This window comes from Sorangium sp. So ce385 (genome assembly GCF_051474135.1).
GTDB lineage: Bacteria > Myxococcota_A > Polyangia > Polyangiales > Polyangiaceae > Sorangium > Sorangium cellulosum_D.
The window spans coordinates 8,411,549-8,437,536 of the sequence record NZ_CP150337.1 but is presented as its reverse complement, the minus strand read 5'-3'; the positions used below and the strand labels follow the sequence as shown (position 1 = coordinate 8,437,536).

Sequence of the window (25,988 nt, the reverse complement as noted above, 5' to 3'; positions counted from 1 at the left end):
GCCGCCGCTCCGGCGCGCCGCCATCGATGCCCTCCGATTCGCCGTCCACGCTCGGGACGTCTTGATATCCTTCGCGCCCCATGGCCGCTGAAGACGCCATCCAGAAATCCAAAGCGCGGATCGAGACGCTGTTCGCCCCCATCGACGGCGGCGTCGGCGCCGACGTCACCTACGACGAGGCGTTCGAGGCCCTCAAGAACGAGGTCGATAAGCTGCAGTCGCTCGCGGGCGGCAAGGTCGACTGGTCCCGCATCGCGACCGGCGCCGACGAGCTCCTGAGCGAGAAGTCCAAGGACTTCCGCGTCGCGCTCTACTACGCCGCGGCGAAGGCGCAGCTCGACAGGCTCCCCGGCCTGCTCGACGGGCTCGTGCTCGTGCAGGAGCTGAACAACGCGTTCTGGGACACGATGTACCCGGCGCTCCGGCGGCCCAAGGCGCGCGGCAACCTGTGCGCCTGGTTCGGCGACATCGCGGCCTCGTCGCTCGCCGGCGTGACGCCCTCCGCCGCGGAGCGCGACGTGGTGAACGCCATCGACCAGGTGAGCCGCGCCCTCGACGCCGACCTCGGCAACCGGCTCGGCGACGCCTACGGCGGCTTCGGCCAGCTCCGGAGCGCGGTCCGCAGCCTCGTCGCGGGCCTCCCGGCCGAGGCGCCGCCGCCCCCGCCGCCTCCGCCGCCGCCGCCCCCGCCGCCGCCGAAGGCGGCCGAGGCGGCGATCGTCCAGGCGCCGGCGGCCACCCCGGTGATCGTCACCCCGCCGCCGGCGCCTCCGCCGCCGCAGCAGGTCGTCGTCACGAGCAGCCCGGGGCTCAGCCTGGAGGCGATCGTCGACGAGGACTCCGCGCTCACCGTCCTCGGCCGCTGCGCGCCCCTCATCGCGCGCGCGGGCGACGCGCTCCGGGCGACGAACCCGAAGCGCGCGGCCGCGTACCGCGTCCTCCGCATCGGGCTCTGGATCGACATCCTCGACGACCCGGGGGCCGGATCCCCGAACAGCACCACGGGGCTCCCGCCGCCGCCCGATCACGTGCAGCGGGCGCTCCCGGCGCTGACGAGCCAGAGGGCGTTCGCCGACATCCTGCCGCTCGTCGACGAGTACGCGCAGACCTACCCCCTCTGGCTCGATCCGCACCGGTACGCGGCGAACGCGCTCGAGCAGCTCGGCGACGATTACGCCGAGGCCCGGCGGGCCGTGATCGTCGAGATGGGCGTCCTCATGCTCCGCGCGCCGCTCCTGGCGACGCTGAAGTTCAACGACGGCACGCCGTTCGCGGACCCCGAGACGCAGACCTGGCTCTCGAACGACGTGGCGGCCGCCTTCGGCTCGGGGGGCGCCGGCGCCCCCGCGCGGCCGCGGAGCTACCTCGACAAGCCGCTCTCCGAGGCCCGCGGGCTCGTCGCGAACGAGCAGCCCGTCGACGCGATGGTCCTCCTCGAGAAGGCGGCGGCGGCCGCTCCGTCGGCGCTGGACCGCTTCCGCGTGCGGCTCGCGATGGCGCAGATCAACATCGATCTGTCCCAGTTCCTCGTGGCGCGCGCGCAGCTCGAGGCGCTGGAGCACATCGTCGAGCACCACCGACTCACCACCTGGCAGCCGGAGCTCTGCGCGGAGCTCTACGCCGCGCTCCACACATGCTACCGGGCCCTGAACGAGCGCGACGACGCCACCCCCGAGGCCAGGGCGAAGGAGGTGCTCTGCTTCGAGCGCGTCTGCCAGCTCGACGCTGCGCTCGCCCTGAAACTTTCGCTGGGGGTCTGAGGGGCCTGACGGGGGGGCGAGGCGGGGACGAGGGGGCGGCCGAGGACGATGAGAAGGCGGATGCGCGTCGCGCCGAGAAGCTTGCCCGGGGGGCCGGGGTTTTGGTCTATGCTCGTACGGCCTGCGGGCGCTCCGCCCGCTGCTGACGGGGAAAGGAGCCTGCGATGAAAGAGGGATCGGTCGCGCCGAAGGAGCGCGTGAACATCACGTACAAGCCGGCCACGGGGAACGCGAAGGAGGACGTCGAGCTGCCGCTGAAGCTCCTGATGCTCGGCGACTACACGCAGCGGCCGGATCCGCGGCCCCTCGAGGACCGCAAGCCGATCAACGTGGACAAGGACAACTTCCAGAAGGTCATGAGCGAGCAGAAGCTCGCGCTCACCTTCAACGTCAAGGACGTCCTGTCCGAGCAGGAGAACAGCGAGCTCACGGTCAACCTGAAGTTCCGCCGGCTGAGCGACATGGAGCCCGAAGCCATCGCGACCCAGGTGCCGGAGCTCAAGAAGCTCCTCGACCTGCGCGCCGCGCTGACGGCCCTCAAGGGGCCGCTCGGGAACGAGAAGGCGTTCCGCAACAAGATTCAGCAGATCCTGAGCGACCCGGCTCAGCGCAACAAGATCGTGAGCGAGCTCGGGCTCGACAAGGAAGGGGAGTGAGCGATGGCGACAGAGACACAGGCCGCGGGGAGCGCAGGCGTCCAGACCCTGGAGGGAGGGTCCCTGCTCGACGAGATCCTCGCCGAGACGAAGATGACGCCCGGCGACGAGGGGTACGAGATCGCCAAGCGGGGCGTGCAGGCCTTCATCTCGGAGCTCGTCGCCCCGCGGCGCGAGGGTGAGAAGGTCGACAAGGCCTTCGTCGACGCGCTGATCGCGGAGATCGACGTCAAGCTCTCGCGACAGATCGACGAGATCCTCCACCACCCCAGCTTCCAGAAGCTCGAGTCCGCCTGGCGCGGCCTCAAGTTCGTCATCGACCGCTGCGACTTTCGCGAGAACGTCAAGGTCGAGATGCTCAACTGCTCCAAGGAGGACCTCCTCGCCGATTTCGAGGACGCCCCCGAGGTGCCGAAGAGCGGCCTGTACAAGCTCGTCTACTCGGCGGAGTTCGGCCAGTTCGGCGGCAAGCCGGTCGGCGCGATCATAGCGAACTACGAGTTCGGCCCCGGCCCCCAGGACATCGCGCTGCTCCAGAAGTGCGCGGCCGTCGCGGCGATGTCGCACGCGCCGTTCATCGCGGCGGCGGGCCCGCAGTTCTTCGGCCTCAAGGACTTCATCGGGCTGCCCAACCTGAAGGACCTGAAGGCGCTCTTCGAGGGGCCGCAGTACACGAAGTGGAACGCGTTCCGCGAGACCGAGGACTCGCGCTACGTCGGGCTCGTGATGCCGCGCTTCCTGCTCCGCCTCCCCTTCGGCGCCAACACCGTCCCGGTGAAGGCGTTCAACTACGAAGAGGACGTGGTCGGCAAGCACGACGCGTACTGCTGGGGCAACGCGACGTACGCGTTCGCCACCCGGCTCGCCGACAGCTTCGCCAAGTACCGCTGGTGTCCGAACATCATCGGCCCGCAGGCGGGCGGCGCGGTGGAGAACCTGCCGCTCCACCAGTACGAGGCGATGGGCGAGATCCAGACCAAGATCCCGACCGAGATCATGCTCACCGAGCGGCGCGAGTTCGAGCTGTCCGAGGAGGGCTTCATCGGGCTCACGTTCCGCAAGGACTCGGACAACGCCTGCTTCTTCTCGGCCAACTCGGCGCAGAAGCCCAAGTTCTACGGGCAGAGCGAGGAGGGCAGGGCGGCCGAGATGAACTACCGGCTCGGGACGCAGCTGCCGTACATGTTCATCATGTGCCGCATCGCGCACTACCTGAAGGTGCTGCAGCGCGAGCAGATCGGGACGTGGAAGGAGCGCGCCGACCTCGAGCGGGAGCTGAACGAGTGGATCGGCCAGTACGTCGCCGATCAGGACGTCGTCTCCGCGGCGACCCGCGGGCGCCGGCCGCTCCGCAAGGCGCGGATCATCGTGACCGAGGTGCCGGGCAACGCCGGCTGGTACAAGGTCGACATGCAGGTGCGCCCGCACTTCAAGTACATGGGCGCGTTCTTCACGCTGAGCCTCGTCGGCAAGCTCGACAAGGAGTGAGCGGCCGGCCACGGCACCGCGCTGCCGGCGCGGTGCCAGGCCGCGCGGCCCTGCCTGCCTCCCGGATCGCCGCTGGAACGAGCCCGCCCGCCGGCGTAGGCTCGGGCGATGCGGAAACTTTCAAGGATCTGCGTCTATTGCGGATCGAGCCCCGGCGCGTCGCCGGCCTACCGCGCGGCGGCCGTTCAGGTCGGGGAGCTCCTGGCCGCGCGAGGGATCGGGCTCGTGTACGGGGGCGGCCACGTGGGGCTCATGGGCGCGGTCGCCGACGCGGTGCTCGCGGCCGGCGGGGAGGCGATCGGCGTCATCCCCCACTTCCTCAACCAGCGAGAGATCGAGCACCGGGGCCTGACGGAGCTCCACGTGGTCGAGACGATGCACGAGCGCAAGGCGAAGATGGCCGCGCTCTCCGACGCCTTCATCGCCCTGCCGGGAGGCATCGGGACGCTGGAGGAGCTGTTCGAGGTGTGGACCTGGACGCAGCTCGGCTCTCAGGAGAAGCCGGTCGGGCTGCTCGACGTCGCCGGGTATTACCGGCCGCTGATCGCCTTTCTGGATCACGTGGTGGCCGAGAAGTTCCTCAGGCCGGGCCACCGCGCGATGCTCCAGGTCGAGAGCGACGCCGAGGCGCTCCTGGGGCTGCTCGCCGCCTGGCGCCCGAGCGTCGAGTACAAGTGGATGGCGCCCGACGAGCGGTAAGCGCGTCGCTCGACGCGATACCGACGGAAACCCGAGGACCGCCCCGCGCGCCGCCGGGCGAGCGTGAGCTCAGCTCGGCTTCCTCTCGTCGTCGTCCAGCTGCCCGTAGGCCTTCATGACCTCCTGCGGACCTCCGAACTCGTCCTGCGGCAGGCTCTCGAGCACCTCGATGATCTCCTTCGGCGCTCCGTTGCTGCGCGCCGTGGCGACGAGATCGTCCTTGCCCGTCGGGTAGTGAGCGCCCTTCAGGTAGTTTTGAACGTTGGCCGGAGCCGTTCCGCCGAGTCCGCGTGTCATGCTGTCCTCCTGCCCGCCCTCGCTGGCGGCGCCCCGCTGGTCAGCAACGCGCGCGCCAGGACCGCTGGCCCGCGCCGCGGCGGCGCCCGCCGGGCCGCGAGCGGCCGTGTCCGGAAGGTCGTTTTCGCGGCAAGCGCGGGGCATCAGGCGCAATGTCCTCCGCCGCCGTGAGCCGATGTTCCGCCGAGACCCGCGCGAGGGTGGCGGCCGGACTCGAACATGAAGGCGGGAAGGCGGGAAGAAAAGAACAATAATCTTCCAACCTTCCCGCCTTCATGGGAATCACACCGGACAAATTGGGCCGCACCCTGGCAGCACGGTGCTCCAACCCTCCAGGAGCGATGTCCATTCCGTCAACTCGAGCGGTTTTCTCATCCGCTGGACGGAGCACCGAGTCGTCGTGTGCGTGAGTCGTCGGCGTGCGCGGTCCTCTCGCCGACGAGGAGCCCAGTCGAGCACGAGCGCCAACCCGGCGCGGGAGTTGTGCACCCCGTATCCACCGCGTGGATCCGCAGCCTCGTGACGTGCGCCGCTTCCGCCGAGCTCCAGGGGGCGGGCGTGCCCTACCGGCGGGCGCCGTCGCGCGGCGAGCCTCTTTGCGACGCTTTTCTGCGTTTGACCACGGCGCGCACCACGCTGTCAAGGACCCGGCCGCGCGCGCTCACGAAGCGCGTCCGCAATGCGATGGTCGATCAGGGGATACCCTAGCTCGTATCCGGATCTCTCCTTAGCTTCGCGGCATCGAGGGGGCACTCCCGTCCACCGCTCGCCGCGCCGCGCGCTCATCGCGCGCGGGAGCAGGCCTACCCGCGTCTCGCCTCGCCGCGCGCGTGGAACCGGAACGCGTGGACAGCGCTCTTGCCGGGAGAGCGCTCCGGCAAGCATCGTGCATCTACGCCCCTGCGCTCGCGTCCGGAGGCGCATCGAAGGGCGGGGCGCAGATTGCATCTTTTGTGAAGGGCCCACAGGAAACGCCCGAACGCGGCGCATTTTGCCTCATCTGTGGCAAGTTCGCCCGGTCTCGCGTCCAGCGATCGTGGCGCCGGCGAGCGTACTTCGATGTTCAGCGCTCTGCCCAGCCCATGTAGCGGATTGCCGCGCGCTTTCACGGCGGCCGCCCCGCCCGGCCGCGACGTCCCCGTCAATGGGTTCATCCCGTCGTCGGCCCGTAACTTGCTAAACAGCCCGGCGCGTACGTTCCTAATTTCACAGAAATCGGAGACAAGATGAAGCAGGTCGGGCCCGATCTCATCTGTTTGTCGCACCTGCGCTGGAACTTCGTCTTCCAGCGACCGAACCACTTGATGAGCCGCTTCGCGCAGGAGAGGCGGGTTTACTTCGTCGAAGAGCCCGTGTTCGAGGACGGGCCCCCGAGGCTCGAGGCGAGGCACATCGAGGCCAATCTCACCGTCGTCGTCCCCCACCTCCGCCACGGCACCGAGCCGGAGGAGGCCCTCGCGCAGCAGCGCCGCCTGCTCAACTCCTTCGTGCGGGAGCAGGACATCCGGCAGCCGATCCTGTGGTTCTACACGCCGATGTCGCTGCCGATCGCCGCGGACGTGGAGCCGTCGCTCGTCGTCTACGACTGCATGGATGAGCTCTCCGCCTTCCGCGGCGCCCCGCCGATCCTCCGGGAGCGCGAGCGCGAGCTCTTCGCGCGCGCCGATCTCGTGTTCACCGGCGGCCAGAGCCTCTACGAGGCGAAGCGCGCCCAGCACCCGTCGGTGCACGCCTTCCCGAGCAGCGTCGACGCGGCCCACTTCGCGAAGGCGCGCGAGCATGCCGCCGACCCGGACGACCAGCGCGACATCCCGAGGCCGCGGCTCGGGTTCTTCGGCGTCATCGACGAGCGGCTCGACGTCGAGCTCGTCGACCGCGTGGCCAAGGAGCGCCCCGACTTCCAGCTCGTGATGCTCGGGCCCGTCGTGAAGATCGACCCGGCCACGCTGCCCCGGCGGCCGAACATCCACTGGCTCGGCCAGAAGTCATATCAGGATCTTCCGGCCTACCTCGGCGGCTGGGACGTCGCTATCATGCCTTTCGCGCTCAACGAGGCGACCCGGTTCATCAGCCCGACGAAGACGCTCGAGTACCTCGCCGCGGGCAAGCCGGTCGTCTCCACCGCCATCCGTGACGTGGTCACGCCCTACGGCGACAAGAGGGCGGTGCACATCGCCGACGCCGCCACGTTCGTCGCCGCGGCCCTCGCAGCGCTCGCGGGGCCGCGCGAGGAGCACATCGCGATCGCGGACGAGATGGTGAGCGCGACGTCATGGGACAAGACGTGGCGCTCGATGTCGAAGCTCATCGCTGACGCACTCCAATCCAAGCGTCCGGCGGCCGTCCGGGCGGAAGGGAACGTACCGTGTTCGACTATTTGATCGTGGGTGCTGGGTTCGCTGGCAGCGTGCTCGCGGAGCGCCTTGCCTCGCAGATGAACAAGTCGGTCCTCCTGTGCGACAAGCGTCCGCACATCGGCGGCAACGCGTACGACTACTACGATGACGCCGGGGTCCTCATCCACAAGTACGGCCCCCACATCTTCCACACCGCGTCGCCGCGGATCTTCCGCTACCTGTCGCAGTTCACGGAGTGGCGCCCGTACGAGCACCGCGTGCTCGCGCACGTCGACGACAAGCTCGTCCCGTTCCCGATCAACGTGGATACGGTCAACGCGCTGTACGGGACCAACTACTCGCCCGCCGAGGTCGAGGCGTTCTTCGCCCGCGTCGCCGAGCCGATCAAGCACTGCCGCACCTCCGAGGACGCGGTCGTCAGCAAGGTGGGCCGGGAGCTCTACGAGAAGTTCTTCCGCAACTACACCCGCAAGCAATGGGGGCTCGACCCGTCGGAGCTCGACGCCTCGGTCGCCTCGCGCGTGCCGGCGCGCACGAACTACGACTCCCGGTATTTCACGGACGAGTTCCAGGCGATGCCGCTGCGCGGCTACACGCGGATGTTCGAGAACATGCTGGATCACAAGAAGATCCGGATTCTCCTGAACACAGATTACCGCGATATTATGAACGAGGTGAGCTTCAAGGAGATGATCTACACGGGACCGGTAGACGCCTTCTTCGACTTCCGCTACGGGAAGCTCCCTTACCGCTCCCTGGAGTTCAAGTTCGAGACGCATGACACGGAGACCTTCCAGCCGGGCGCGGTCGTCAATTACCCGAACGAGCACGCGTATACCCGCATCACGGAGTTCAAGTACCTCACGGGGCAGCAGCACCCGAAGACGAGCATCGTGTACGAGTTCCCGAGGGCCGAGGGCGACCCTTACTATCCGGTGCCGCGGCCCGAGAACGCGGAGATCTACCGGAAGTACAAGGCCCTCGCCGACGCGACGCCGAACGTGCATTTCGTCGGGCGGCTCGCGACGTACCGGTACTACAACATGGACCAGGTCGTGGGTCAGGCGCTCGCCACCTTCGACCACATCCGCGAAGCCAAGCTCGACGGAGCAGCGGTGACCGTCGCTGCCTGAACGGACCCATGCCTCGACAGCACCTTGCACAGATCGGTATCCCAGGTTCGGTGCCGCCGCCGGCCGACAGCGGCGGCGCCCGCGGCTACCCGCGGCCGCTGCTCCGGCGAGAAGGCTGGACCTCGCTGAACGGGGCGTGGGAGTTCGCCCTCGACCCCCGGGGGGAGTGGAGCTCCCCGGCCGACGCGCGCTTCGACAGGACGATCGAGGTGCCGTTCGCCCCGGAGACGCCGCGCAGCGGGGTCGGCGAGACCGGCTTCTTCAAGGCCTGCTGGTACAGGCGGCAGGTCAAGGTGCCGGAGCTCGACCCCTCCGAGCGGCTCATCCTGCACTTCGGCGCCGTGGACTACCTGGCCAGGGTGTGGATCGACGGCAGCTTCGCCGGCGAGCACGAGGGCGGCTACACGCCGTTCGAGCTCGACATCACCGAGCATGTGAAGGGGCGCGAGAGCGTCACGATCGTGGTGCAGGCCCACGACGATCCGAACGACCTCGCGAAGCCCCGCGGCAAGCAGGACTGGAAGCTCGAGCCTCACTCCATCTGGTACCCGCGGACCACGGGGATCTGGCAGACGGTGTGGCTCGAGCGCGTGCCGCGCATGCGCGTCGAGTACCTCCGGTGGACCCCGAACCTCGAGCGCTGGGAGATCGCGGTCGAGGTCCGCGTGGCCAACGCGCCGGTGGAGGGCGCGCGCGTCGGCGTGCGGCTGCGCGTCGGCGACATGACGATCGCGAACGACCAGTACACGGTCGTGGCCGGGGAGGTCCACCGGCGCATCACGCTCTCCGACCCCGGCATCGACGACTTCCGCAACGAGCTCTTGTGGTGCCCCGAGCGCCCGACGCTGATCGAGGCCGACATCGTCCTCTACGACCAGGCCGGGATGACGATCGACCGCGTGAAGAGCTACACGGCGCTGCGCTCGGTGGCCGTCCGCGGGGACCGCTTCCTCCTGAACGGGCGGGCGTACGTCCTCAGGATGGTGCTCGACCAAGGCTACTGGGAGGGGACCGGGATCACCGCGCCCGACGACGAGGCGCTGCGCCGCGACGTCGAGCTCACGAAGCAGATGGGCTTCAACGGCGCCCGGAAGCACCAGAAGATCGAGGATCCGCGGTACCTCTACTGGGCCGACAAGCTCGGCCTGCTCGTGTGGGAGGAGATGCCGAGCGCCTACCGGCACACGCGCAAGTCGATCGAGCGGCTCGCGCGGCAGTGGCTGGAGGCGATCCGGCGGGACATCAGCCACCCGTGCATCATCGCGTGGGTGCCGTTCAACGAGTCGTGGGGCGTCCCGAACCTGCCGGACAACCCGAACGAGCGGCACTACGTGCAGGCGCTCTACCACCTCACGAGGTCGATGGACTACACGAGGCCGGTCATCGGCAACGACGGGTGGGAGAGCGTGGCGACCGACATCATCGGGATCCACGACTACGATCCGTCGCCCGAGCGCATCGCGCGCCGCTACTTCGCGCACGACGTCGTGCCCAAGCTGCTGAAGCGGGAGAGGCCCGGGGGCCGCGCGCTCGTGCTCGACCCTTCGGTCAGCCACGAGACCGCGATCGTGCTGTCGGAGTTCGGCGGGATCGCGGTCGCGCCCGGCAACGGCGACGGCGGCACGTGGGGGTACTCCGCGTGCCGGACGCCGGAGGAGTTCGCCGAGCGCTATACGAAGCTCATGAAGGTGATCAACTCCCTCGAGCTGCTCGCCGGCTTCTGTTACACGCAGTTCGCCGACACGTACCAGGAGGCGAACGGCCTGCTCTACGCCGACCGCACGCCGAAGTTCCCGCTCCACAAGATGGCGGCGGCGACGCAAGGGATCCCGTTCGTCGGCCCGAACGAGACGCCCTCGACGCTGAGCGACGGGGGGCTCGCGGACATGCCGGCCCTGGCGGACATGCCCGGGCTCGTGGACATGGGTGCGCCGCGATGAACGCGCGCGGGCAGGGCTTCGAGGCCGTCTTCGGCCGCCCGGCGAAGCTCCTGGCCGAGGCGCCGGGTCGCGTGAACCTGATCGGCGAGCACACCGACTACAGCGGCGGGTACGTGCTGCCGACGGCGATCCCGCAGAAGACGCGGATCGAGATCGCGCCGCGGGACGACGGGCTCATCCAGGTCGCCACCGAGAACGTGGACGGCGGCGTCCAGCTCTCCTTCCGCGCCGGCGAGGAGGCGCGCCGCGGCCTGTGGCTCGACTACGTGCAGGGCATCACCGCGGTCCTCCGCGGCCGGGGCGTGTCGATCCCCGGCTTCGACGCGAGGATCGCGTCGTCGGTGCCGCTCGGCAGCGGCCTGTCGTCGAGCGCCTCGCTGCTCGTGGCGCTCGCCCGCGCCCTGCGGCAGATGCTCGACCTCTCCATCGACGACGTGGAGATCGCCCGCGTCGCGCACGCGGCGGAGCACGACTTCGTGGGCGCGCCGGTCGGGAACATGGATCAGATGGCCGCGAGCCTCGCCGACGAGCACACCGCGCTGTTCATCGACACGAGGACGCTCGCGTTCGAGCGCATCCCGCTGCCCGCCGAGGCCGAGCTGCTCGTCGTGAACTCGGGGGTGGCGCACCAGCACGCGAGCGGCGACTACAAGACGCGGCGCGCGGAGTGCGAGCGCGCCGCGGCGCTGCTCGGGGTGCCGCAGCTCCGGGACGTCGACGCGGCCGCCGAGCGGCGCATCGCGTCGCTGCCGGCGCCGCTCGACCGGCGCGCGCGCCACGTCGTCACCGAGAACGCCCGGGTGCTCGCCGCCGTGGCCGCGCTCCGCGCCGGGGATCTCGGCCGCCTGGGCGAGCTGTTCGACGCGTCGCACCGGTCGATGCGCGACGACTTCGAGGTGTCGGTGCCGGCGGTCGATGCGCTGGTGGAGAGCGCACGGGCGCAGCCGGACGTCTTCGGCGCCCGGCTGACCGGCGGCGGGTTCGGCGGCTCGATCGTGGCCCTGGTGAAGCGCGGCTGCGCGGCACAGGTGGGCCGGGCGGTCGTGGAGGCCTACGCGCGAACGCCGGGCCGACGCGCGACGGTGCTGGTGGGAGGCGGCGACCCGTGAGCGAGCGCGCCGGGATCGCGCTCTGGGCCGGCGTCGAGTGCACGGTCAACCGCGTCGGCGACCAGTACTTCAATCAGCTGGAGCGCACGGGGCACCATGGCCGCATCGCCGACCTGGACCTGCTCGCGGAGCTCGGCGTCAAGGCCGTCCGGTACCCGGTCCTGTGGGAGCGCACGGCGCCGGACGGCCCGCGGAGCGCCGACTTTTCGTGGGCCGACGAGCGCCTCCACCGGCTGCGGGAGCTCGGCATCGACGTGATCGTCGGGCTGGTCCACCACGGCAGCGGGCCGCCGTGGACCAGCCTGATGGAGGACAGCTTCGCGCGCGGCCTCGCGGAGTTCGCCGGCGCCGTGGCGGAGCGCTACCCGTGGGTGCGCGACTTCACGCCGGTGAACGAGCCGCTCACGACCGCGCGCTTCAGCGCGCTCTACGGGCACTGGTACCCGCACCGCCGGGACTCGGCCTCCCTCATGCGCGCGCTGCTCGTGGAGACGCGCGCCACCGCGGCCGCGATGCGCGCGATCCGGCGGGTGCGCCCGGACGCGCGGCTCGTGCAGACGGAGGACCTCGGCGCGGTCGCCAGCACGCCCCGGCTCGCCTACCAGGCGGAGTTCGAGAACCACCGGCGCTGGCTGAGCCTCGATCTGCTGTACGGGCGCGTCGACGCCGCGCACCCGCTCCACCGGCACCTCCGCGACTGCGGCGTGACCGAGGAGGAGCTCGCGCGGCTCGCGGCGGAGCCGTACCCGCCGGACGTGATCGGCGTGAACTACTACCTGACGAGCGATCGGTTCCTCGATCACCGCCTCGATCGCTACCCCTCGTGGACGCACGGCGGCAACGGGCGCGACGCGTACGCCGACGTGGAGGCGGTGCGCGTCCGGGAGGAGGGGATCTTCGGCCACCACGAGGTGCTACGCGAGGTGTGGCGGCGGTACGCGACGCCGATCGCGATCACCGAGGTCCACCTCGGGTGCACGCCGGAGGAGCAGATCCGCTGGCTCGTCGAGGCGTGGGAGGGCGCGCGCGCGGCGCGGGCGGAGGGCGCCGACGTGCGGGCGGTGACGCTGTGGTCCGCCTTCGGGGCGTACGACTGGGACAGCCTGGTCACCCAGGCGCGCGGCCACTACGAGCCGGGGGTCTTCGACGTGCGCGGGCCCGCGCCGCGGCCCACGGCGCTCGCGGTGGTCGCGAAGGAGCTCGCGTCCACCGGCCGGACCGAGCACCCGCTCGCCGAGGCGCCGGGCTGGTGGCGGCGCGACGAGCGGCTGCTCTACGGGGCGCCGCGCTCGACGACGCGGAGCATCTGCCGGCCGCGCGAGCGCCCGATCCTGATCACGGGCGCGGGCGGGTCGCTCGGCGCGGCGCTGGCGCGCGCGTGCGAGGAGCGCGGCATCCACGTCCGGGCCATGACGCGGGGCGAGCTCGACATCGCCGACGCGTCGGCCCTGGAGCGCGCGATCGACGAGGTCGACCCGTGGCTGGTGATCAACGCGGCGGGCTACACGCGCGTGCACGACGCCGAGGACGAGATCGAGGCGTGCCGCCGCGTCAACGTGGTGGGGCCGATCCTCCTGGCGGGGGCGTGCCGGCGCCACGGCGCGCGGCTCTTGATGTTCTCGTCGTCCTTCGTGTTCGACGGAAGCAAGCCCGACCCCTACGTCGAGGATGATCCGGTCGCGCCCATCAACGCGTTCGGCGAGGCGCAGGCGCTGGGGGAGAAGGGCGTGCTCGACGCGCTGCCGGGCGCGCTGGTCGTCCGCACGGGCAGCCTGTTCGGTCCGTTCGAGGCGCGCAGCTTCGCCGCGCTCGCGCTATCGGCGGTGAAGCGCGGGGAGCCGTTCCACGCCGCGGACGACCTCTTCGTGTCGCCCACGTACCTGCCGCACCTGGCGCACACGTGCCTGGATCTCGCGATCGACCAGGCCGAGGGCATCTGGCACCTGGCGAACGACGGCGTCCTGAGCTTCGCCTCGTGGGCGAGGATGATGTGCGACGCGTTCGGCCTGCCCGCGCGCGCGGTGCACGCATGTCCGGCGCACACCCTCGGCCTGCGGGCGAATCTGCCCCGGCAGGGGGGGCTCCACAGCCGCCGCCGCGCGACCTTGCCGACGTTGCCCGAGGCCGTCGAGCACTACGTCAGGCACCGCGCGGAAGCGGCGCCGGCGGCTGCCGGATAGGCCGGCGTTCCAGCCGTGCTCTCCGCTCAGCGTGAACACTGAGCCGAGGCGCGAGAAGCCGTCTCTCCGCATGCCTGTGGGCGTCCAACGCCACGGGACCGCTGCTCCGTCTCGGCACGACCGGTCACGTTGGCAAGAATCGTCGTTAACAGGCAAGCGTGCTGACGTCGCGCAGCCCATCGCTGACAGGCTCGCGTTGGTTTGCTTGATCACTCCTCAACATGAGCGCGCGCATCCCGGCGGGTCTGAATGATCACGACAAGATTCGTACCTCCCACCGGTGCGAATGCCGCAAGCCACCGATCTTCTGTCGAGCCTTCCAACGGATCCACGTACTCACTGTCGGTCTCGACGATGTCCATGAACTCTGGATGCGCTTCGGATGAGCGGAGTCGTGACCTCAGCATGCGTAGCTTCCCGTTTTGGCCCGAAGGAAACACTTGGCTGTGGTTCACGCCATTATGAATCAGGAACGCGTGTTCGTCGTGCGGCGAAGGAGGATCCGCGGTGTCCGAGTCACGGTCGCGAAGCGACACGAGCGTGGCGCTACAATAACGGATTCGTCTGAGGATGTCGAAGCTCGATTCGACGGATATGGTCGCCGCTACGACGCCGAGGAACGAGCCGTCCTCATGGCGAAGAGGCGCTGAGATTGCGAGCACAAAGTCTCGCCCAGGTAACTGCCTGAAGGCTCTGGATACATACACGTCCTGCGCCTCGGCTGCGGCGAGCTCGTGAGCGCCGCGGAAGTAATCGCGCCACGCGTGGTTCGTACTCCTGCGGGACGGCGGTGGAGGAGGCCACTCGGCCCTCAATGTCCCCTCTTCATCCAACACGGATAAGGCGCTGAATCCATACAGTGATTGCTGATCCTGACAATAGCTCTCGAGGCCTCGCCAGTCCATATCTAGCAGCAGCCAGCGTGGGAGAGCCTCATTCGCGATGGCTCTAACGATGCGGCTGTGCGATGCGATCTCCGCTCGTAGCGAGTCCGCCATTACCTCTGCGATGATGGCGTTGTTCGCCAGTGCGGCCGAGCGCGCTTGTTCCTGTGTCTGAGCGTGAGTTAGTCTGAACCTCGCCGAAGCCATGAGCGCGAAGGCGCCGACGACGCCGAGAACTGTTCGGTGCCGGCCGCACCAACGGAGCATGCGTCGCGGGAGACTGCACGGTCGCGCCAAGGTCGGTTTGCCATCGAGCCAGCGCCTTAAGTCGGCGGCCAGCGCCGCGGCGGACGGGTATCGGAGCGTCGGTTCGTTGCGCAGGCAAGTCACGCAGATAGCGCTCAGGTCTCGCGGTAGATCCTTTCGGATCTTGACGGGCGAAGGCGGCTCCTCGTCCCTACAGCGTCGCAGTACCTCGGTGGCCTCCCCTGCAAACGGCGTTCGCCCGACGAGCAGCTCGTAAAGGATCACGCCGAGGCTCCAAACGTCCGCTGCCACGCCGATCTGGTTGGAACGTCCATTTGCCTGCTCCGGTGCCATGTAGCAGGGGGTGCCCACGATCATGCCCGTAGCGGTGCCGCTGTCCGTGTCCAAGCGCTTGGCGATCCCGAAATCGGCGAGATGCGGCTCTCCGTTCTCATCGAACAGAATGTTCGATGGCTTCAGATCACGGTGCAGGATGTTCCGCTCGTGGCATGCATGGACAGCGAGCGCCACCTTTTCCAGGAGACGCGCCGCGTCTCGCGGGTCCTTGAAGTCTGCCCGGCGCTCGGCCAGCGTCTTCGCTGCCATAAGCTGCATCGTGAAGTACATAGAGCCATCATATACACCGACATGATAAACCTTGACGATGTTCGGGTGCTCGAACGTGCATTGAGCACGAATCTCGTTCTCGAACCTCTTTCGCGCGCCCCTGCTGGCAAACGAACGGTCGCGGATTATCTTCAGCGCCACGGCGCGGCCGGAGAGCGAATCGAACGCTCGATATACGATGCCCATGCCACCGCGGCCAAGCTCACCCTCCAACCTGTACTGCTCGATGCTGTCCGGCGCATCGTCAGAATCGTGCGCGGCGTCGGGCCCGTTGAGGCATCTGTCGATGATGCAATGGGGGCACAATCCACCTGGCGCGTCGAGGGGGATGTTCTTGTCGCATAAACGACATGTGGGTGGCATCGCCGACATTCGTCAATGGTTTCTCAGGTGGCGCTACATGGGTCGACTAAATTTGTTATTGTTTGACGTGTTGTAAGCTCGCCATCATGGACTTGAGCTCGTCGTCGACCTCGCTCTCGTGATTGACGAGGCTGCGGGCCTCTCGTCGAGCGAATTGCTTGAACCGGGAGCGCATCCGCGATAACGCTGTTTTTGTTGCGTCGACGCTCATCCCTAGCGTGTGGGCGACGTGCTTGTGCTCAGGAGCGTCATCGTCTACGAGCCGCGGTCTAAGCGCGTCGAATAGCTTGCCTTCTCCATTTTCGTGGTAATATCGCTGAAGTTGAACGAGTACCCGGTCGATAAAGCTTATCGTGAAAGTGTGTTCGTAGATTTCTTCCGCGGAAGGCGTGTTGGAAGGCAGCGAGCGAGCTATTGGTTCAGAGCCACTCGCGTCGATATACTCGTGCAAGCAGCCCCCGCCGCGTTTTTGAGCGCGAATGCGATCGCGCTCGTTTGCTACGTAATTCTTGATGCATCTACATAGCCAATTGCGGAACCTGCCGCGTGAGGGATCTACAATGGCTATGTCGTTGCTCGCTGAGAGTTGCTGCAGGAAGCCCTGCGTCATATCCTCAGCATCTTCGGCAGAGAAGCCGGACGCTCTGACGAAACTGCGAATGGGCGATCTGTAGCGTCGACAGAGCTCATTCAGGGCGTTCATCCCCTCTTTGGTGAACGGATGTCCAGCACGGGTGATCATGTCCCATGAAGTGTCCGGGAATTTGGCTCTCCACCCATCACGGGTCATAACTGTACCGTAACAGATGCGACCGCGTGTGGGAAGCCCGAGCAGGGCCCCACCATTGCCGCCGCAGCGCGCGTCGCGTGACCTACGCCGGGTATCCCGGTGCAGAACTCTCCTGGCGTAGGGCGGCGCGCGCGCGTCATGCCATTCACCGAGCGCGCATCGTCAAGTGCTCGAGCTCGCTACCGGCGAGGGCCGACGGCGCTCTGGGGTAGGCTTTGCTCGCCACCAGCATAGGCTGGCGAGGTAGTTCAGCATCGCGTCGCCTCGTCGGGGTGCCGGATCGTCGGGGTGCCGGAAACGGCGCGCCTTGAGCCTCGGCGAGAGGCTCGCGCTCGCGCAGGGACGGACAATCGCCGAACTGGAGCGTCCCGCCCTCGGTGCCCGAGCGGCCCTGGCCATCGGTACCCCCGGCCGGCTGCGGACGGCGCTGCGGGGCACCTGACGATTTTCTGTCACCTTCGAGCAAGATTCCTTCAGGAAGCGGGAGAAAGGAGACATGAGCGATGCCGCTCTGCGGCATCGTACACGTCGCCTCGACCACGCCCGATCTGCTGGTGGAGGCGAGCGGTATCCCAGGTTCTGTAGCACATGCGAACTCGGAATGTTGAGCTGGATGGCGGCGCGAGACGCTAGCGCGCGCAGTACCACGCCAAGCGGTGTGTCAATGTCAATACATCGAGGTGCGGCGCTGCTGATCGGGGCGATCGTGATGAGATTTTATTTGGTGGGCGCTTTCGGTTGGTGCTCAGCGATGTCCCGTTCATCTGAGCAGTGAGAGCATTGCTGGCGTTGGATATTGATGTTAATGCGGCTGGCTAGCCAATCATAGTCCGAAGACCGCCGGTCGTGCGGATTTGCGATATGTGCTGGTGCTTAATCGGCGGCGGTCGCGTTTGCGTCGCAGATACCGGAGAACTGGCAGGTCTACTCGGGAAAGAGGGTGTTGTGTTGAATGGAACGAACGCTTGTTAGTTATGGCTGTTATATTTCCAGGAGGATTGCGCTATGGTGAAGCGAACTACTGACGTTGGTCTGAGCGGTTTTCTGCTCGTGGTGCTTTCTGTTTCTGTTTTCGCGTGTGTGGGCACGGTGGAGGAACAGGAATACGACGAGCAGATCGGAGAGGTCGAGTCGGAGCTGGTTTATCAAGCTGTGGCCACGGCTGCGCAAGCGACATTCGATTCCTACGGCGAGCGCATGACGGTTGTGGACACCCTGGGTGATGGTTATAGCACTGTAAGTGAAATTCGCTATTGGGGTCTCTTTTGTTGGGCATCGGGCGGCGCCGGAACAAGAAGTTATTGTAATTATGATTTTCCTGAGGGGATTGGTATCGAGTTTCGTGTGTGTAGGGCCCATAGGGGTGAGGCTTTTCGCGATTGCTCGGGCTGGGTTTGGGCTAACACCGCGGACTAGGATTGCCTAACAGTAGCCCGCTGACTCCGCTCGATGGAAGGGGTCAAATCTGCGGCAAAATGCGGCGTGGGCAAGGTCTTGGTGCCGGACGAAATACGGGGACGAATCGAACCGCTACGTTCGAAGCGTGCCCCTTGCAGCGGTTCCGCATGGCTGGCAGCGTGAGAGCACCGGTGTCTGAGCGAAAAGAGCCACCCTGGGGGTCACCGTCCGGAAGCTCGACCTCGACCGCGAGACCCCTCACGTTTGAATCGCGTCCGGACCGGCTGAGCGGTTCGTGGGAAAACGCATCTTGATCCCCCTCAGTGTAAGGCAGGCACGGGATCTCTTCTCCGGTGACTCGATGCCCTGGCGAGCGATGCGGGGCACGATGTGGAGCAGATGGCAGGCCAAGCGTATTCGCCCACTCAACGCCATCGTGATCGTCGGAACGGCGTTGGTTACCTGTTTCCATCGCGAAGGAGGAAGCGATGATGTTGGCTGGGCGTATACGCGTCGGCTCCGTTCTCGGCAGGGGGGCCCGCCGCACGGCAGCAGCTCGCCCCGGAGTTCCAGCGAGTTCTCTAGCGGCGCCCGCTTGGGGAGATGCACGCGACCTCGCTGACCCGCCGAGCACACGAGCCGCTCACGACAACCGCGGCCCGGGGGGGCGCTGGACGGTGCCCTGCGAGGCAGTTTCGGTCCGCGTCGAAACTCGCGGCCCGCGTCGCTCCGGACGCGGCGGCATCGCCGGTAGCCGGAGCAACGAGCGATGATCCCGCCCAAGGTCGGCGGCAGCGCATCGAGACGCTCGCGCGGCCACCCCGCCTGCAACTCGCCGTGCGCGCCTGCAGCTGCCGCGCCGCCGCGAAAGCGGCTCGGGCCGCGCTGGAGCGCTCGGGGGCGCTGCTCGCGTGCGCGGCGCGGATCGGCCGACGGAAGCGCTCATTGCGCGCGCTTCCGTGCGCTCCCGAATGCGACGAGGTCGACCCGTGGCTGGTGATCAACGCGGCGGGCTACACGCGCGTGCACGACGGCGAGGACGAGATCGAGGCGTGCCGCCGCGCCAACGTGGTGGGGCCGATCCTCCTGGCGGGGGCGTGCCGGCGCCACGGCGCGCGGCTCTTGATGTTCTCGTCGTCCTTCGTTCGACGGAAGCAAGCCCGACCCCTACGTCGAGGATGATCCGGTCGCGCCCATCAACGCGTTCGGCGAGGCGCAGGCGCTGGGGGAGAAGGGCGTGCTCGACGCGCTGCCGGGCGCGCTGGTCGTCCGCACGGGCAGCCTGTTCGGTCCGTTCGAGGCGCGCAGCTTCGCCGCGCTCGCGCTATCGGCGGTGAAGCGCGGGGAGCCGTTCCACGCCGCGGACGACCTCTTCGTGTCGCCCACGTACCTGCCGCACCTGGCGCACACGTGCCTGGATCTCGCGATCGACCAGGCCGAGGGCATCTGGCACCTGGCGAACGACGGCGTCCTGAGCTTCGCCTCGTGGGCGAGGATGATGTGCGACGCGTTCGGCCTGCCCGCGCGCGCGGTGCACGCATGTCCGGCGCACACCCTCGGCCTGCGGGCGAATCTGCCCCGGCAGGGGGGGCTCCACAGCCGCCGCCGCGCGACCTTGCCGACGTTGCCCGAGGCCGTCGAGCACTACGTCAGGCACCGGGCGGAAGCGGCGATGGCGGCTGCCGGATAGGCCGGCGTTCCAGCCGTGCTCTCCGCTCGGTGGGGAGCGGCGGGGCGATACCCTGGCGTCATGAACCATGGTTCGTGGACTGCTGGGATCATCGCGGCGCTGGCCTCTACCCTGGCGATGGAGGCGAGCGCGGGAGCGTGCGGCATGCCGTATCCGGGCCTGACGGAGGTCTTCCCGGCGAGCGGCGCGACGACGCCGGGGAACGCCGCGCTCTTCTTCGCCGGCCACGCCCTCTCGCTGGACGCGGTGTCGGTGACCGTCGACGGCGAGCCGGCGAGCCTCGTGGCCGCGCCGGGCGTGCCCGCGGCGGGCTACGACCTCGTCGCGCGGATCGAGCCGCCGCCCGGCGAGGGGCAGGCGGTCGTGATCGAGGGCAGCTTCTGCCCGGGCGAGGGGTGCGAGGCGACGCGGATCGAGCTCACGGCCGGCGTCGCGGACACGGAGGCGCCGCCGACGCCGAGCGGGCTCTCGTTCGACCTCTACGATTATGCCGACTCCCGGCCGAGCAGCGGGGGCTGCGAGTCGCACAGCCACCTCGCGTGGTGGGTCACGGCCGAGGGCGAGGCCGCGGGGACCGGCGCGTCCCCCGTGATCTACACGGTCGAGGCGTTCCGGGACGTCAGCTTCACGGAGCCGGTGTTCTCGACGAGCCGGCTCACGACCGACGCGTCGGTGACCATGGCCATCCATCAGACCGTGGACGTGCTCGCCGGCGTCGACGCCCCGACGGCGCTCTGCTTCCGGGCCACGGCGATGGATGCGGCCGGGAACGTCGCCGCCGAGGCCGTGCACGCCTGCAGGCCTTGCTTCTACAGGAAGGACTCGGAGACGGCGCAGCCGAGCTCCTCGCGGCCGTCCGAGCCGGAGTGGACGGAGCAGGACGTCTATCCCGGCGGAACGTGCGACTCAGGGGTGGAGCCGGGCAGCGGCGGCGGCGCTGGCGACGAGGACGCCGCGGTGCGCGGCTGCAGCTGCCGCGCCGCCGGTGAGCGCGGCCCGGGCGGCGCGGGAGCGCTCGGGGGAGCGGCGCTCGCGCTGCTCGCGTGCGCGACGCGGGCCCGGCGAAGGAGGCGCTGACGGCGAGCGCCCCTGCGCGCTCGGGGCGCGCGCCCGCCGCTCAGAGCACCCGCGCGAGCACCACGACCGAGTAGCCGACCGCCGGCTGCTTGCCGGGGTTGTTGTACGAGTGGCGCTGATCGCCGCGGAACACGGCGACGTCGCCGGCGCCGAGCGTGAACCGCTCGCCGCTGACCACGAGCTGGAGCTCCCCCGACTCGCACGTCAGGTACTCGCGGGTGCCCGGGGTGTGCGGGACGCCCGTCATGCGCCCGCCCGCGGGGAGCTCGATGCGATCCATCTCCATGCCCGGGATCGGATCCGGCAGGAGCTTGCGGACGAGCGCCTGGCCGGGGGAGCGCGTGGGCAGCGCGTCGCGCGCGTAGAGCTGGCACGTGGCGCGGGGCGCGGAGAGCATCTCCTCGATCGAGACCTGGAGCGCGGCGGCGGCGCGGTGGAGCACGCCGAGCGTCGGGTTCGCCGCGCCGGACTCGAGGTGCGCCCAGGTCGCCCGGGGCACGCCGGCGAGCTTGGCCAGCTGCTGCTGCGTGAGCCCGCGCGCCTCCCGCAGCTGCTTGATGTTCTTCGCGAGCCGCCCCGCGAGCTCAGCGTCGTGATCCATGACCGGAGATTAGCACGATTCCAAGATACTGGAGGTGGCTCCAACCTATGGTCCAGCGCGGATTAGGCTCTGGTCGAGGAGGCAGCACCATGAACGACGAATCGACCGGAAGCGAGTCGCTGATCCAGGCCGGAGGCATCTCCCAGGCGCCCTCGGCGCGTGCCGCGCAGGGCGCGCCGTTCGCGCCGCGCGCGGCGCTGGTCACCGGGGCGAGCCGCGGGCTCGGCGCCGCGCTCGCGCGGGAGCTCGCCCGGAGGGGCGCGAAGGTGGTCCTCGTCGCGCGCGAGCGCGCGCCGCTCGAGGCCGTGGCGGCCGAGATCGCCGCGCAGGGCGGGGTGGCGCACGCGCTCGCGGCGGACATCGGCGACAAGGGCCAGACCCACGCGATCGCCGGCGCGGCGGCGGCGCTGGTCGGTCCCATCGACCTGCTCATCCACAACGCGAGCACGCTCGGCAGGACGCCGCTGCCGATCCTGCTCGACACCGAGTGCGAGGATCTCGGCCGCGTGCTCGAGGTCAACGTGGTCGGCCCGTTCCGCCTCACCAAGGTGGTCGCGGGCGCGATGGCGCTGCGGCGGCGCGGGGTGGTCGTCCACATCAGCTCGGACGCGGCCGTGAACGCCTATCCGCGGTGGGGCGCGTACGGCGCCTCCAAGGCGGCGCTCGATCACCTCAGCCGCACCTGGGCCGCCGAGCTCGAGGGCACGGGCGTCGCGTTCTACGCGGTGGATCCCGGCGAGATGAACACGCGGATGCACGCCGAGGCGATCCCCGACGCCGATCCGAGCGCGCTGGCCGACCCGGCGGACGTGGCGAGGCGCATCGTCGCCCTCATCGGCCGCGCCGGCGAGGTGCCGAGCGGCGCGCGCGTCGAGGCGGCGCGCATCGAGGAGGCGCCATGAGCCCCGCCGCCTGGCCTCGCGAGAACCCCCTCGACGAGCGGCTCCTCCACGTGGATCCGCGCCTCGGGCGCCTGCGCGACGGGCGCATCGCGGATCTGCCCGCGCTCCTCGAGCCGGGCGATCTCCTGGTCGTGAACGACGGCGCCACGCTGCCGGCGTCGCTCCACGGCGCGACCGGGGGCGGCGCGGCCGTCGAGGTGCGCCTCATCGGCGAGCTGTCCGAGGGGCGCTACGCGGCCCTCTTGTTCGGCGCGGGCGACTGGCGTACGCGCACCGAGGATCGCCCGGCGCCGCCCGCGCTCGGCCCGGGCGACGCGGTGACGTTCGGCGACGACCTGTCGGCCGCGGTCGAGCGCGTGTCGCCGGCCTCGCCGCGCCTCGTCGAGATCGCCTTCCGCGAGCGGGGCGCGCCCCTCTGGTCGGCGCTCTACCGGAGAGGGCGGCCGATCCAGTATGCGTACGTCGCGGCGCCGCTCGAGCTCTGGCACACGCAGACGCGCTACGCGAGCCGGCCGCTCTGCGCAGAGCTCCCGTCGGCGGGACGGCCGCTCGCGTGGGGGCTCTTGCTCGAGCTGCTCCGCCGCGGCGTGCGCGTCGCCTCGCTGACGCACGCGGCCGGGATCTCGTCGACCGGCGAGCCGGCGCTCGACGCGCTGCTCCCCTTGCCGGAGCGCTTCGAGATCCCGGAGGAGACGGTGGCGGCGGTGCGCGAGGCCAAGGCGAGCGGGCACCGGGTCGTCGCGGTGGGCACGACGGTGACGCGCGCCCTGGAGGGCTGCGCCGCCCAGCATGGCGGTGAGCTCCGGGCCGGCCCGGGCGTCACCGATCTGGTCCTCCACCCTGGCTTCCGGCCGCGGGTGGTGGACGGGCTGCTGACCGGCGTGCACGACCCGACCGAGAGCCATTTCCGGCTCCTCGAGGCGTTCGCGCCGGCCCCGCTGCTCCACCGCGCCAACGCGTACGCCGAGCAGGCCGGGTATCTTTGCCACGAGTTCGGCGACTCCTACCTCGTGCTCAGCTGATCTCCGCCTTCGGTGAGCTCGTGGGCAGGCTGCGCGAGGAGGTCGCCGCCCCCCTCCGCCATGGCGCCGCCACCCCCTGCGGTGGCCATCTCTCCGGGTTTTCCCGTCGTTTCGCGCCGGCATGGGGCGTGCTCGAGGCCGGCCGTCATGCCGACGCTCGAGCACAACGCCCTCGTCGAGATGTTCCGCGATCAGCCGGCGCTCGCGCCCCGCTTGCTCGCGACGCTCTTCCACGTCGAGGTGCCGCCGCACGCCTCCGCCGCGGTGGTCGAGTCGTCGCTCGACCAGCTCATCCCCGTTGAGTTCCGCGCCGACCTGGTGCTCGAGCTTCGAGACGCGAGCGGGACGCTCGTGCTGGCGATCGTCCTCGAGGTCCAGCGCGAGATGGATCCCAACAAGAAGTTCTCGTGGCCGACGTATGTCACGGTCGTGCGCGCCAAGAGGCGCTGCCGCACGGTCGTGCTCGTGGTCGCGCCGGACGCCGGCGTGGCTGCCTGGGCGGCGGAGAGCATCGACCTCGGCCTGGGCCTCGGCCACGTCGCGCCGCTGGTGCTCGGCCCGGCCGTCGTCCCCGAGATCACCGATCCGGCCGACGCGGAGGCGGAGACGGAGCTCGCCGTGCTCTCGGCGGTGGCGCACGGCAACGGGCCGAACGGACGCGCCGTGGTCGAGGCGGCGCTCGCTGCCCTCGGCCGGCTCGACCAGGAGCACGCGATGGTCTACTTTCAGCTCATCTGGAACGCGTTGCGTGAGCCGATGCGGCAGGCTCTGGAGGCGTTGGTCATGGAACGGCAGATCGAAGGCGAGGCGACGTTTCCCCCGTTCGTGCAGAAGCTCATCGAGCGCGGCAAGCTCGAGGGCATGCGTGAGGGCAAGCTCGAGGGCATGCGTGAGGGCAAGCTCGAGGGCGTCCGTGAGGGCGAGCTCAAGGGCAAGAGGGATACGCTGTTGCGGCTGCTCGCGCGCGCAGGGATCGTGCTCAGCGAGGACGAGAGCGCGCGCATCCAGGCATGCACGGACATCGCGACCCTCGACCGCTGGATCGATAACGTCCTCGGGGCGAAGATTGCCGCCGAAGTGCTCTCCTGACGGTTGACGGGTGCGGCTACAGAGGTCGTTTGCGGATGAGCCCGCGTCTGCGCTCCAAGTCGTGCTCGACGAACCTGGAAGTTGGCAACGCTCGACTTCATTCGTGACCTTGTCGAGCGGATCGAGAATTCTATCCGATGATGGCTTGATGCCGGCGGCGCTTCGCCCCGCGGCAGAAGCCCGGCCATCGGGCGGACGAGAACGAAGGTGGACATGGCCCGATGCCTCTCCGAGGAGCAGCCTGGGATTCGCGTCACGACCGACGCGCTTCGGCTGGTGCCCGTCGTGGAGCTCGAGCCCGGCCGCTTCGGTTCGGCGCCCCATCCGAGCTCGGGGCCGTGGACGGCAACCGAGAGCGACAGCTACTGGCGGGCGTGCCTTCGTGGGGGCGGCCTGGTCGGCGTGGACCCCATCGTGCCCGGCTCGTGGTTCGTTGCGATCGATGCGCTGACGTCCCAGGACGCGCTGATCACGGTCCTGCGTGCGCACCTCGGCGACAGCGTTCCAGCTGACGACGAGGTTGGCGCCCTCAGCGGTGGCCTCGCGCTCGTCGACGACGTCGAGGTCCTCTTGTTACCGACCTGTTGTGGTGATTTGGGCGATCTCGAACATTGGCGGACAGCCGCCCATCGATCGGCCGAAGCCCCCGAGACGCTCTGGATCGGCCACCCGTGGCTGACGGCCTGGTATGATGCCCCGATGCTCCACCTTCGGGAAGAGTCCGAACACGGCATACCCGCTCAACCAAGAGAGCTCGTTGTCAACCCAGAGCTCCTGCAGCGTGCGGTGCGCCTCGCCGCGCAGGAGCTCGATGTCTTCTCCGAGCGCGTCGCGTCAGCGCTGCGGCACATCCCTGGCGTCATCGACGCGCGGGCGACCGCCAAGATCCTTGTCGGCAGGAGCGCTCGCGACCTCCGAGCCGTCGAGGCCGCCGCGGCCCGGCCGAAGGAAACCTCCTCGTAGGAGCCCAGCCTATGTACATCTCGCTAGATAGCATCGACGTGGAGCTCGAATCGAAGGACGGTCGTGAGCGCGTGATTCAGACCGACCACCGAACGGCAGCCGAAATATCGGCGCGCCCAGCCCTCTCGACCATCATCGCGCTGATCCGGTGCCTCAACCCGCGTCGAGCCTATGGTGAGCTCGAGCTGTTCTACAATTGCCAGCACGAGCCGCCCGCGTTTCTCCGCGATGCCGTCGCGGCGTGCGGAGCTCGGCTCTGGGTCGGCGATGACCCTGCGATCCTCGCCCAGGATCTACCACAGGCCGCGATCGACGAGGGCGCGGTCGATCGACGCGTCAACGGCGCGATGCAGGAGCTCGCCCGCGAGCTCGTGGAAGGATCGGCCGCGTCCGAGCCTCTCGGAGCCCTTGAGCTGCTGGAGCAGGAAATGGCCAGCTCGGGGTTCCCCGAAGAGGAGGAGGACGTCACGGCGTTCTGGACCGCCGTCTTGGAGCTCGGTGCGCTCGCTGGCGCCGCGGTCGGCGCGTCGAACGGAGGCGCATGGTTCCACGACGTCACAGGCCAGGGGACGTTGCCGCTCAAATACAGGTGCTCCTTTCGAGGAGAGATGGCCACAGCGAACCCCCTCGGGAAAGCGCTCAAGTTCATTCGTGAGAAGGGAGCGGGAGAGGAGCCGAGCTTCCTCGTCAGAACGCTCCGATCGAGCTCGTGAACGG

20 protein-coding genes and 1 pseudogene are annotated in these 25,988 nt (G+C 69.1%); 17 read left to right on the top strand and 4 right to left on the bottom strand.

The features are described from left to right. The first annotated feature begins 80 nt into the window (after nt 1-80). From tssA to WME83_RS30645, 4 genes are all read left to right on the top strand, one after another. The gene (gene tssA, locus WME83_RS30660; RefSeq protein ID WP_437313252.1) at nt 81-1,760 is read left to right on the top strand and encodes a type VI secretion system protein TssA; all 1,680 of its coding nucleotides are present in this window, start codon (nt 81-83) and stop codon (nt 1,758-1,760) included. A 164-nt stretch (nt 1,761-1,924) separates the two neighbouring features. Beyond that, the gene (tssB, locus tag WME83_RS30655; RefSeq protein WP_437313251.1) at nt 1,925-2,416 is read left to right on the top strand and encodes a type VI secretion system contractile sheath small subunit; all 492 of its coding nucleotides are present in this window, start codon (nt 1,925-1,927) and stop codon (nt 2,414-2,416) included. A gap of 3 nt (nt 2,417-2,419) precedes the next feature. Then, a complete protein-coding gene (tssC, locus tag WME83_RS30650; protein WP_020737969.1) occupies nt 2,420-3,904 on the top strand; it encodes a type VI secretion system contractile sheath large subunit in 1,485 nt (494 codons plus the stop codon). Nucleotides 3,905-4,012: 108 nt separating this feature from the next. Then, complete coding sequence (locus WME83_RS30645) at nt 4,013-4,603, top strand: TIGR00730 family Rossman fold protein (RefSeq protein ID WP_437313250.1); 591 nt, start codon at nt 4,013-4,015, stop codon at nt 4,601-4,603. 69 nt (nt 4,604-4,672) lie between these two features. On the opposite strand, the gene WME83_RS30640 is transcribed toward WME83_RS30645, so the two are convergent. Next, entirely contained in the window at nt 4,673-4,900 is a 228-nt protein-coding gene (locus WME83_RS30640) for a DUF2795 domain-containing protein (protein WP_437313249.1), read from the bottom strand. A gap of 1,226 nt (nt 4,901-6,126) precedes the next feature. Between WME83_RS30640 and WME83_RS30635 the strand changes: the two genes are divergently transcribed. Genes WME83_RS30635 through WME83_RS30615 form a run of 5 tightly spaced genes read left to right on the top strand, consistent with a single transcriptional unit; the run spans nt 6,127 to nt 13,619 of the window. After that, nucleotides 6,127-7,281 (top strand): glycosyltransferase family 1 protein, encoded by a 1,155-nt coding sequence (locus tag WME83_RS30635; RefSeq protein ID WP_437313248.1) that lies wholly within the window; start codon nt 6,127-6,129, stop codon nt 7,279-7,281. Then, on the top strand, nt 7,266-8,390 hold the full coding sequence (gene glf / locus WME83_RS30630) for a UDP-galactopyranose mutase (RefSeq protein ID WP_437313247.1): 1,125 nt from the start codon (nt 7,266-7,268) through the stop codon (nt 8,388-8,390). The genes WME83_RS30635 and glf overlap by 16 nt, the downstream gene beginning before the upstream one ends. Before the next feature lie 8 nt (nt 8,391-8,398). Continuing rightward, nucleotides 8,399-10,330: a glycoside hydrolase family 2 protein gene (locus tag WME83_RS30625; protein ID WP_437313246.1), complete on the top strand. Its 1,932-nt coding sequence runs from the start codon at nt 8,399-8,401 to the stop codon at nt 10,328-10,330. Next, nucleotides 10,327-11,439 (top strand): galactokinase, encoded by a 1,113-nt coding sequence (gene galK, locus WME83_RS30620; RefSeq protein WP_437313245.1) that lies wholly within the window; start codon nt 10,327-10,329, stop codon nt 11,437-11,439. Before WME83_RS30625 ends, galK begins: the two co-directional genes overlap by 4 nt. Next, nucleotides 11,436-13,619, top strand: a complete 2,184-nt coding sequence (locus tag WME83_RS30615) for a family 1 glycosylhydrolase (RefSeq protein WP_437313244.1) — start codon at nt 11,436-11,438, stop codon at nt 13,617-13,619. Before galK ends, WME83_RS30615 begins: the two co-directional genes overlap by 4 nt. 209 nt (nt 13,620-13,828) lie before the next feature. On the opposite strand, the gene WME83_RS30610 is transcribed toward WME83_RS30615, so the two are convergent. Continuing rightward, on the bottom strand, nt 13,829-15,748 hold the full coding sequence (locus WME83_RS30610) for a serine/threonine protein kinase (protein WP_437313243.1): 1,920 nt from the start codon (nt 15,746-15,748) through the stop codon (nt 13,829-13,831). A gap of 46 nt (nt 15,749-15,794) precedes the next feature. Continuing rightward, nucleotides 15,795-16,481, bottom strand: a complete 687-nt coding sequence (locus WME83_RS30605) for an RNA polymerase sigma factor (protein WP_437313242.1) — start codon at nt 16,479-16,481, stop codon at nt 15,795-15,797. 1,053 nt (nt 16,482-17,534) lie between these two features. Between WME83_RS30605 and WME83_RS30600 the strand changes: the two genes are divergently transcribed. The 3 genes and pseudogenes from WME83_RS30600 to WME83_RS30590 all read left to right on the top strand — a co-directional run bounded on the left by WME83_RS30600 (nt 17,535) and on the right by WME83_RS30590 (nt 20,694). Next, nucleotides 17,535-17,945 carry a hypothetical protein gene (locus tag WME83_RS30600; protein WP_437313241.1) on the top strand — a complete coding sequence of 137 codons (411 nt, stop codon included), beginning with the start codon at nt 17,535-17,537 and terminating at the stop codon, nt 17,943-17,945. 585 nt (nt 17,946-18,530) lie between these two features. Continuing rightward, a pseudogene (locus WME83_RS30595) lies at nt 18,531-19,617 on the top strand (SDR family oxidoreductase). A gap of 60 nt (nt 19,618-19,677) precedes the next feature. Beyond that, nucleotides 19,678-20,694 carry a hypothetical protein gene (locus WME83_RS30590; protein WP_437313240.1) on the top strand — a complete coding sequence of 339 codons (1,017 nt, stop codon included), beginning with the start codon at nt 19,678-19,680 and terminating at the stop codon, nt 20,692-20,694. A 40-nt stretch (nt 20,695-20,734) separates the two neighbouring features. Here the strand turns inward: WME83_RS30590 and WME83_RS30585 are convergent, their stop codons facing one another. Further along, nucleotides 20,735-21,295 carry a helix-turn-helix domain-containing protein gene (locus tag WME83_RS30585; RefSeq protein ID WP_437313239.1) on the bottom strand — a complete coding sequence of 187 codons (561 nt, stop codon included), beginning with the start codon at nt 21,293-21,295 and terminating at the stop codon, nt 20,735-20,737. Between the two features lie 89 nt (nt 21,296-21,384). Here WME83_RS30585 and WME83_RS30580 point away from each other — a divergent pair, with 89 nt between their 5' ends. The 5 genes from WME83_RS30580 (at nt 21,385) to WME83_RS30560 (ending at nt 25,984) form a co-directional block, all read left to right on the top strand. Further along, entirely contained in the window at nt 21,385-22,197 is an 813-nt protein-coding gene (locus WME83_RS30580) for an SDR family NAD(P)-dependent oxidoreductase (RefSeq protein WP_437313238.1), read from the top strand. Next, on the top strand, nt 22,194-23,219 hold the full coding sequence (locus WME83_RS30575; RefSeq protein WP_437313237.1) for an S-adenosylmethionine:tRNA ribosyltransferase-isomerase: 1,026 nt from the start codon (nt 22,194-22,196) through the stop codon (nt 23,217-23,219). The genes WME83_RS30580 and WME83_RS30575 overlap by 4 nt, the downstream gene beginning before the upstream one ends. Nucleotides 23,220-23,366: 147 nt before the next feature. Next, the gene (locus WME83_RS30570; protein ID WP_437313236.1) at nt 23,367-24,308 is read left to right on the top strand and encodes a hypothetical protein; all 942 of its coding nucleotides are present in this window, start codon (nt 23,367-23,369) and stop codon (nt 24,306-24,308) included. A 207-nt stretch (nt 24,309-24,515) separates the two neighbouring features. Beyond that, on the top strand, nt 24,516-25,271 hold the full coding sequence (locus WME83_RS30565; RefSeq protein WP_437313235.1) for a hypothetical protein: 756 nt from the start codon (nt 24,516-24,518) through the stop codon (nt 25,269-25,271). A gap of 11 nt (nt 25,272-25,282) precedes the next feature. Then, nucleotides 25,283-25,984, top strand: coding sequence for a hypothetical protein (locus tag WME83_RS30560; protein WP_437313234.1), 702 nt, complete (start codon nt 25,283-25,285; stop codon nt 25,982-25,984). Nucleotides 25,985-25,988 lie beyond the last annotated feature (4 nt).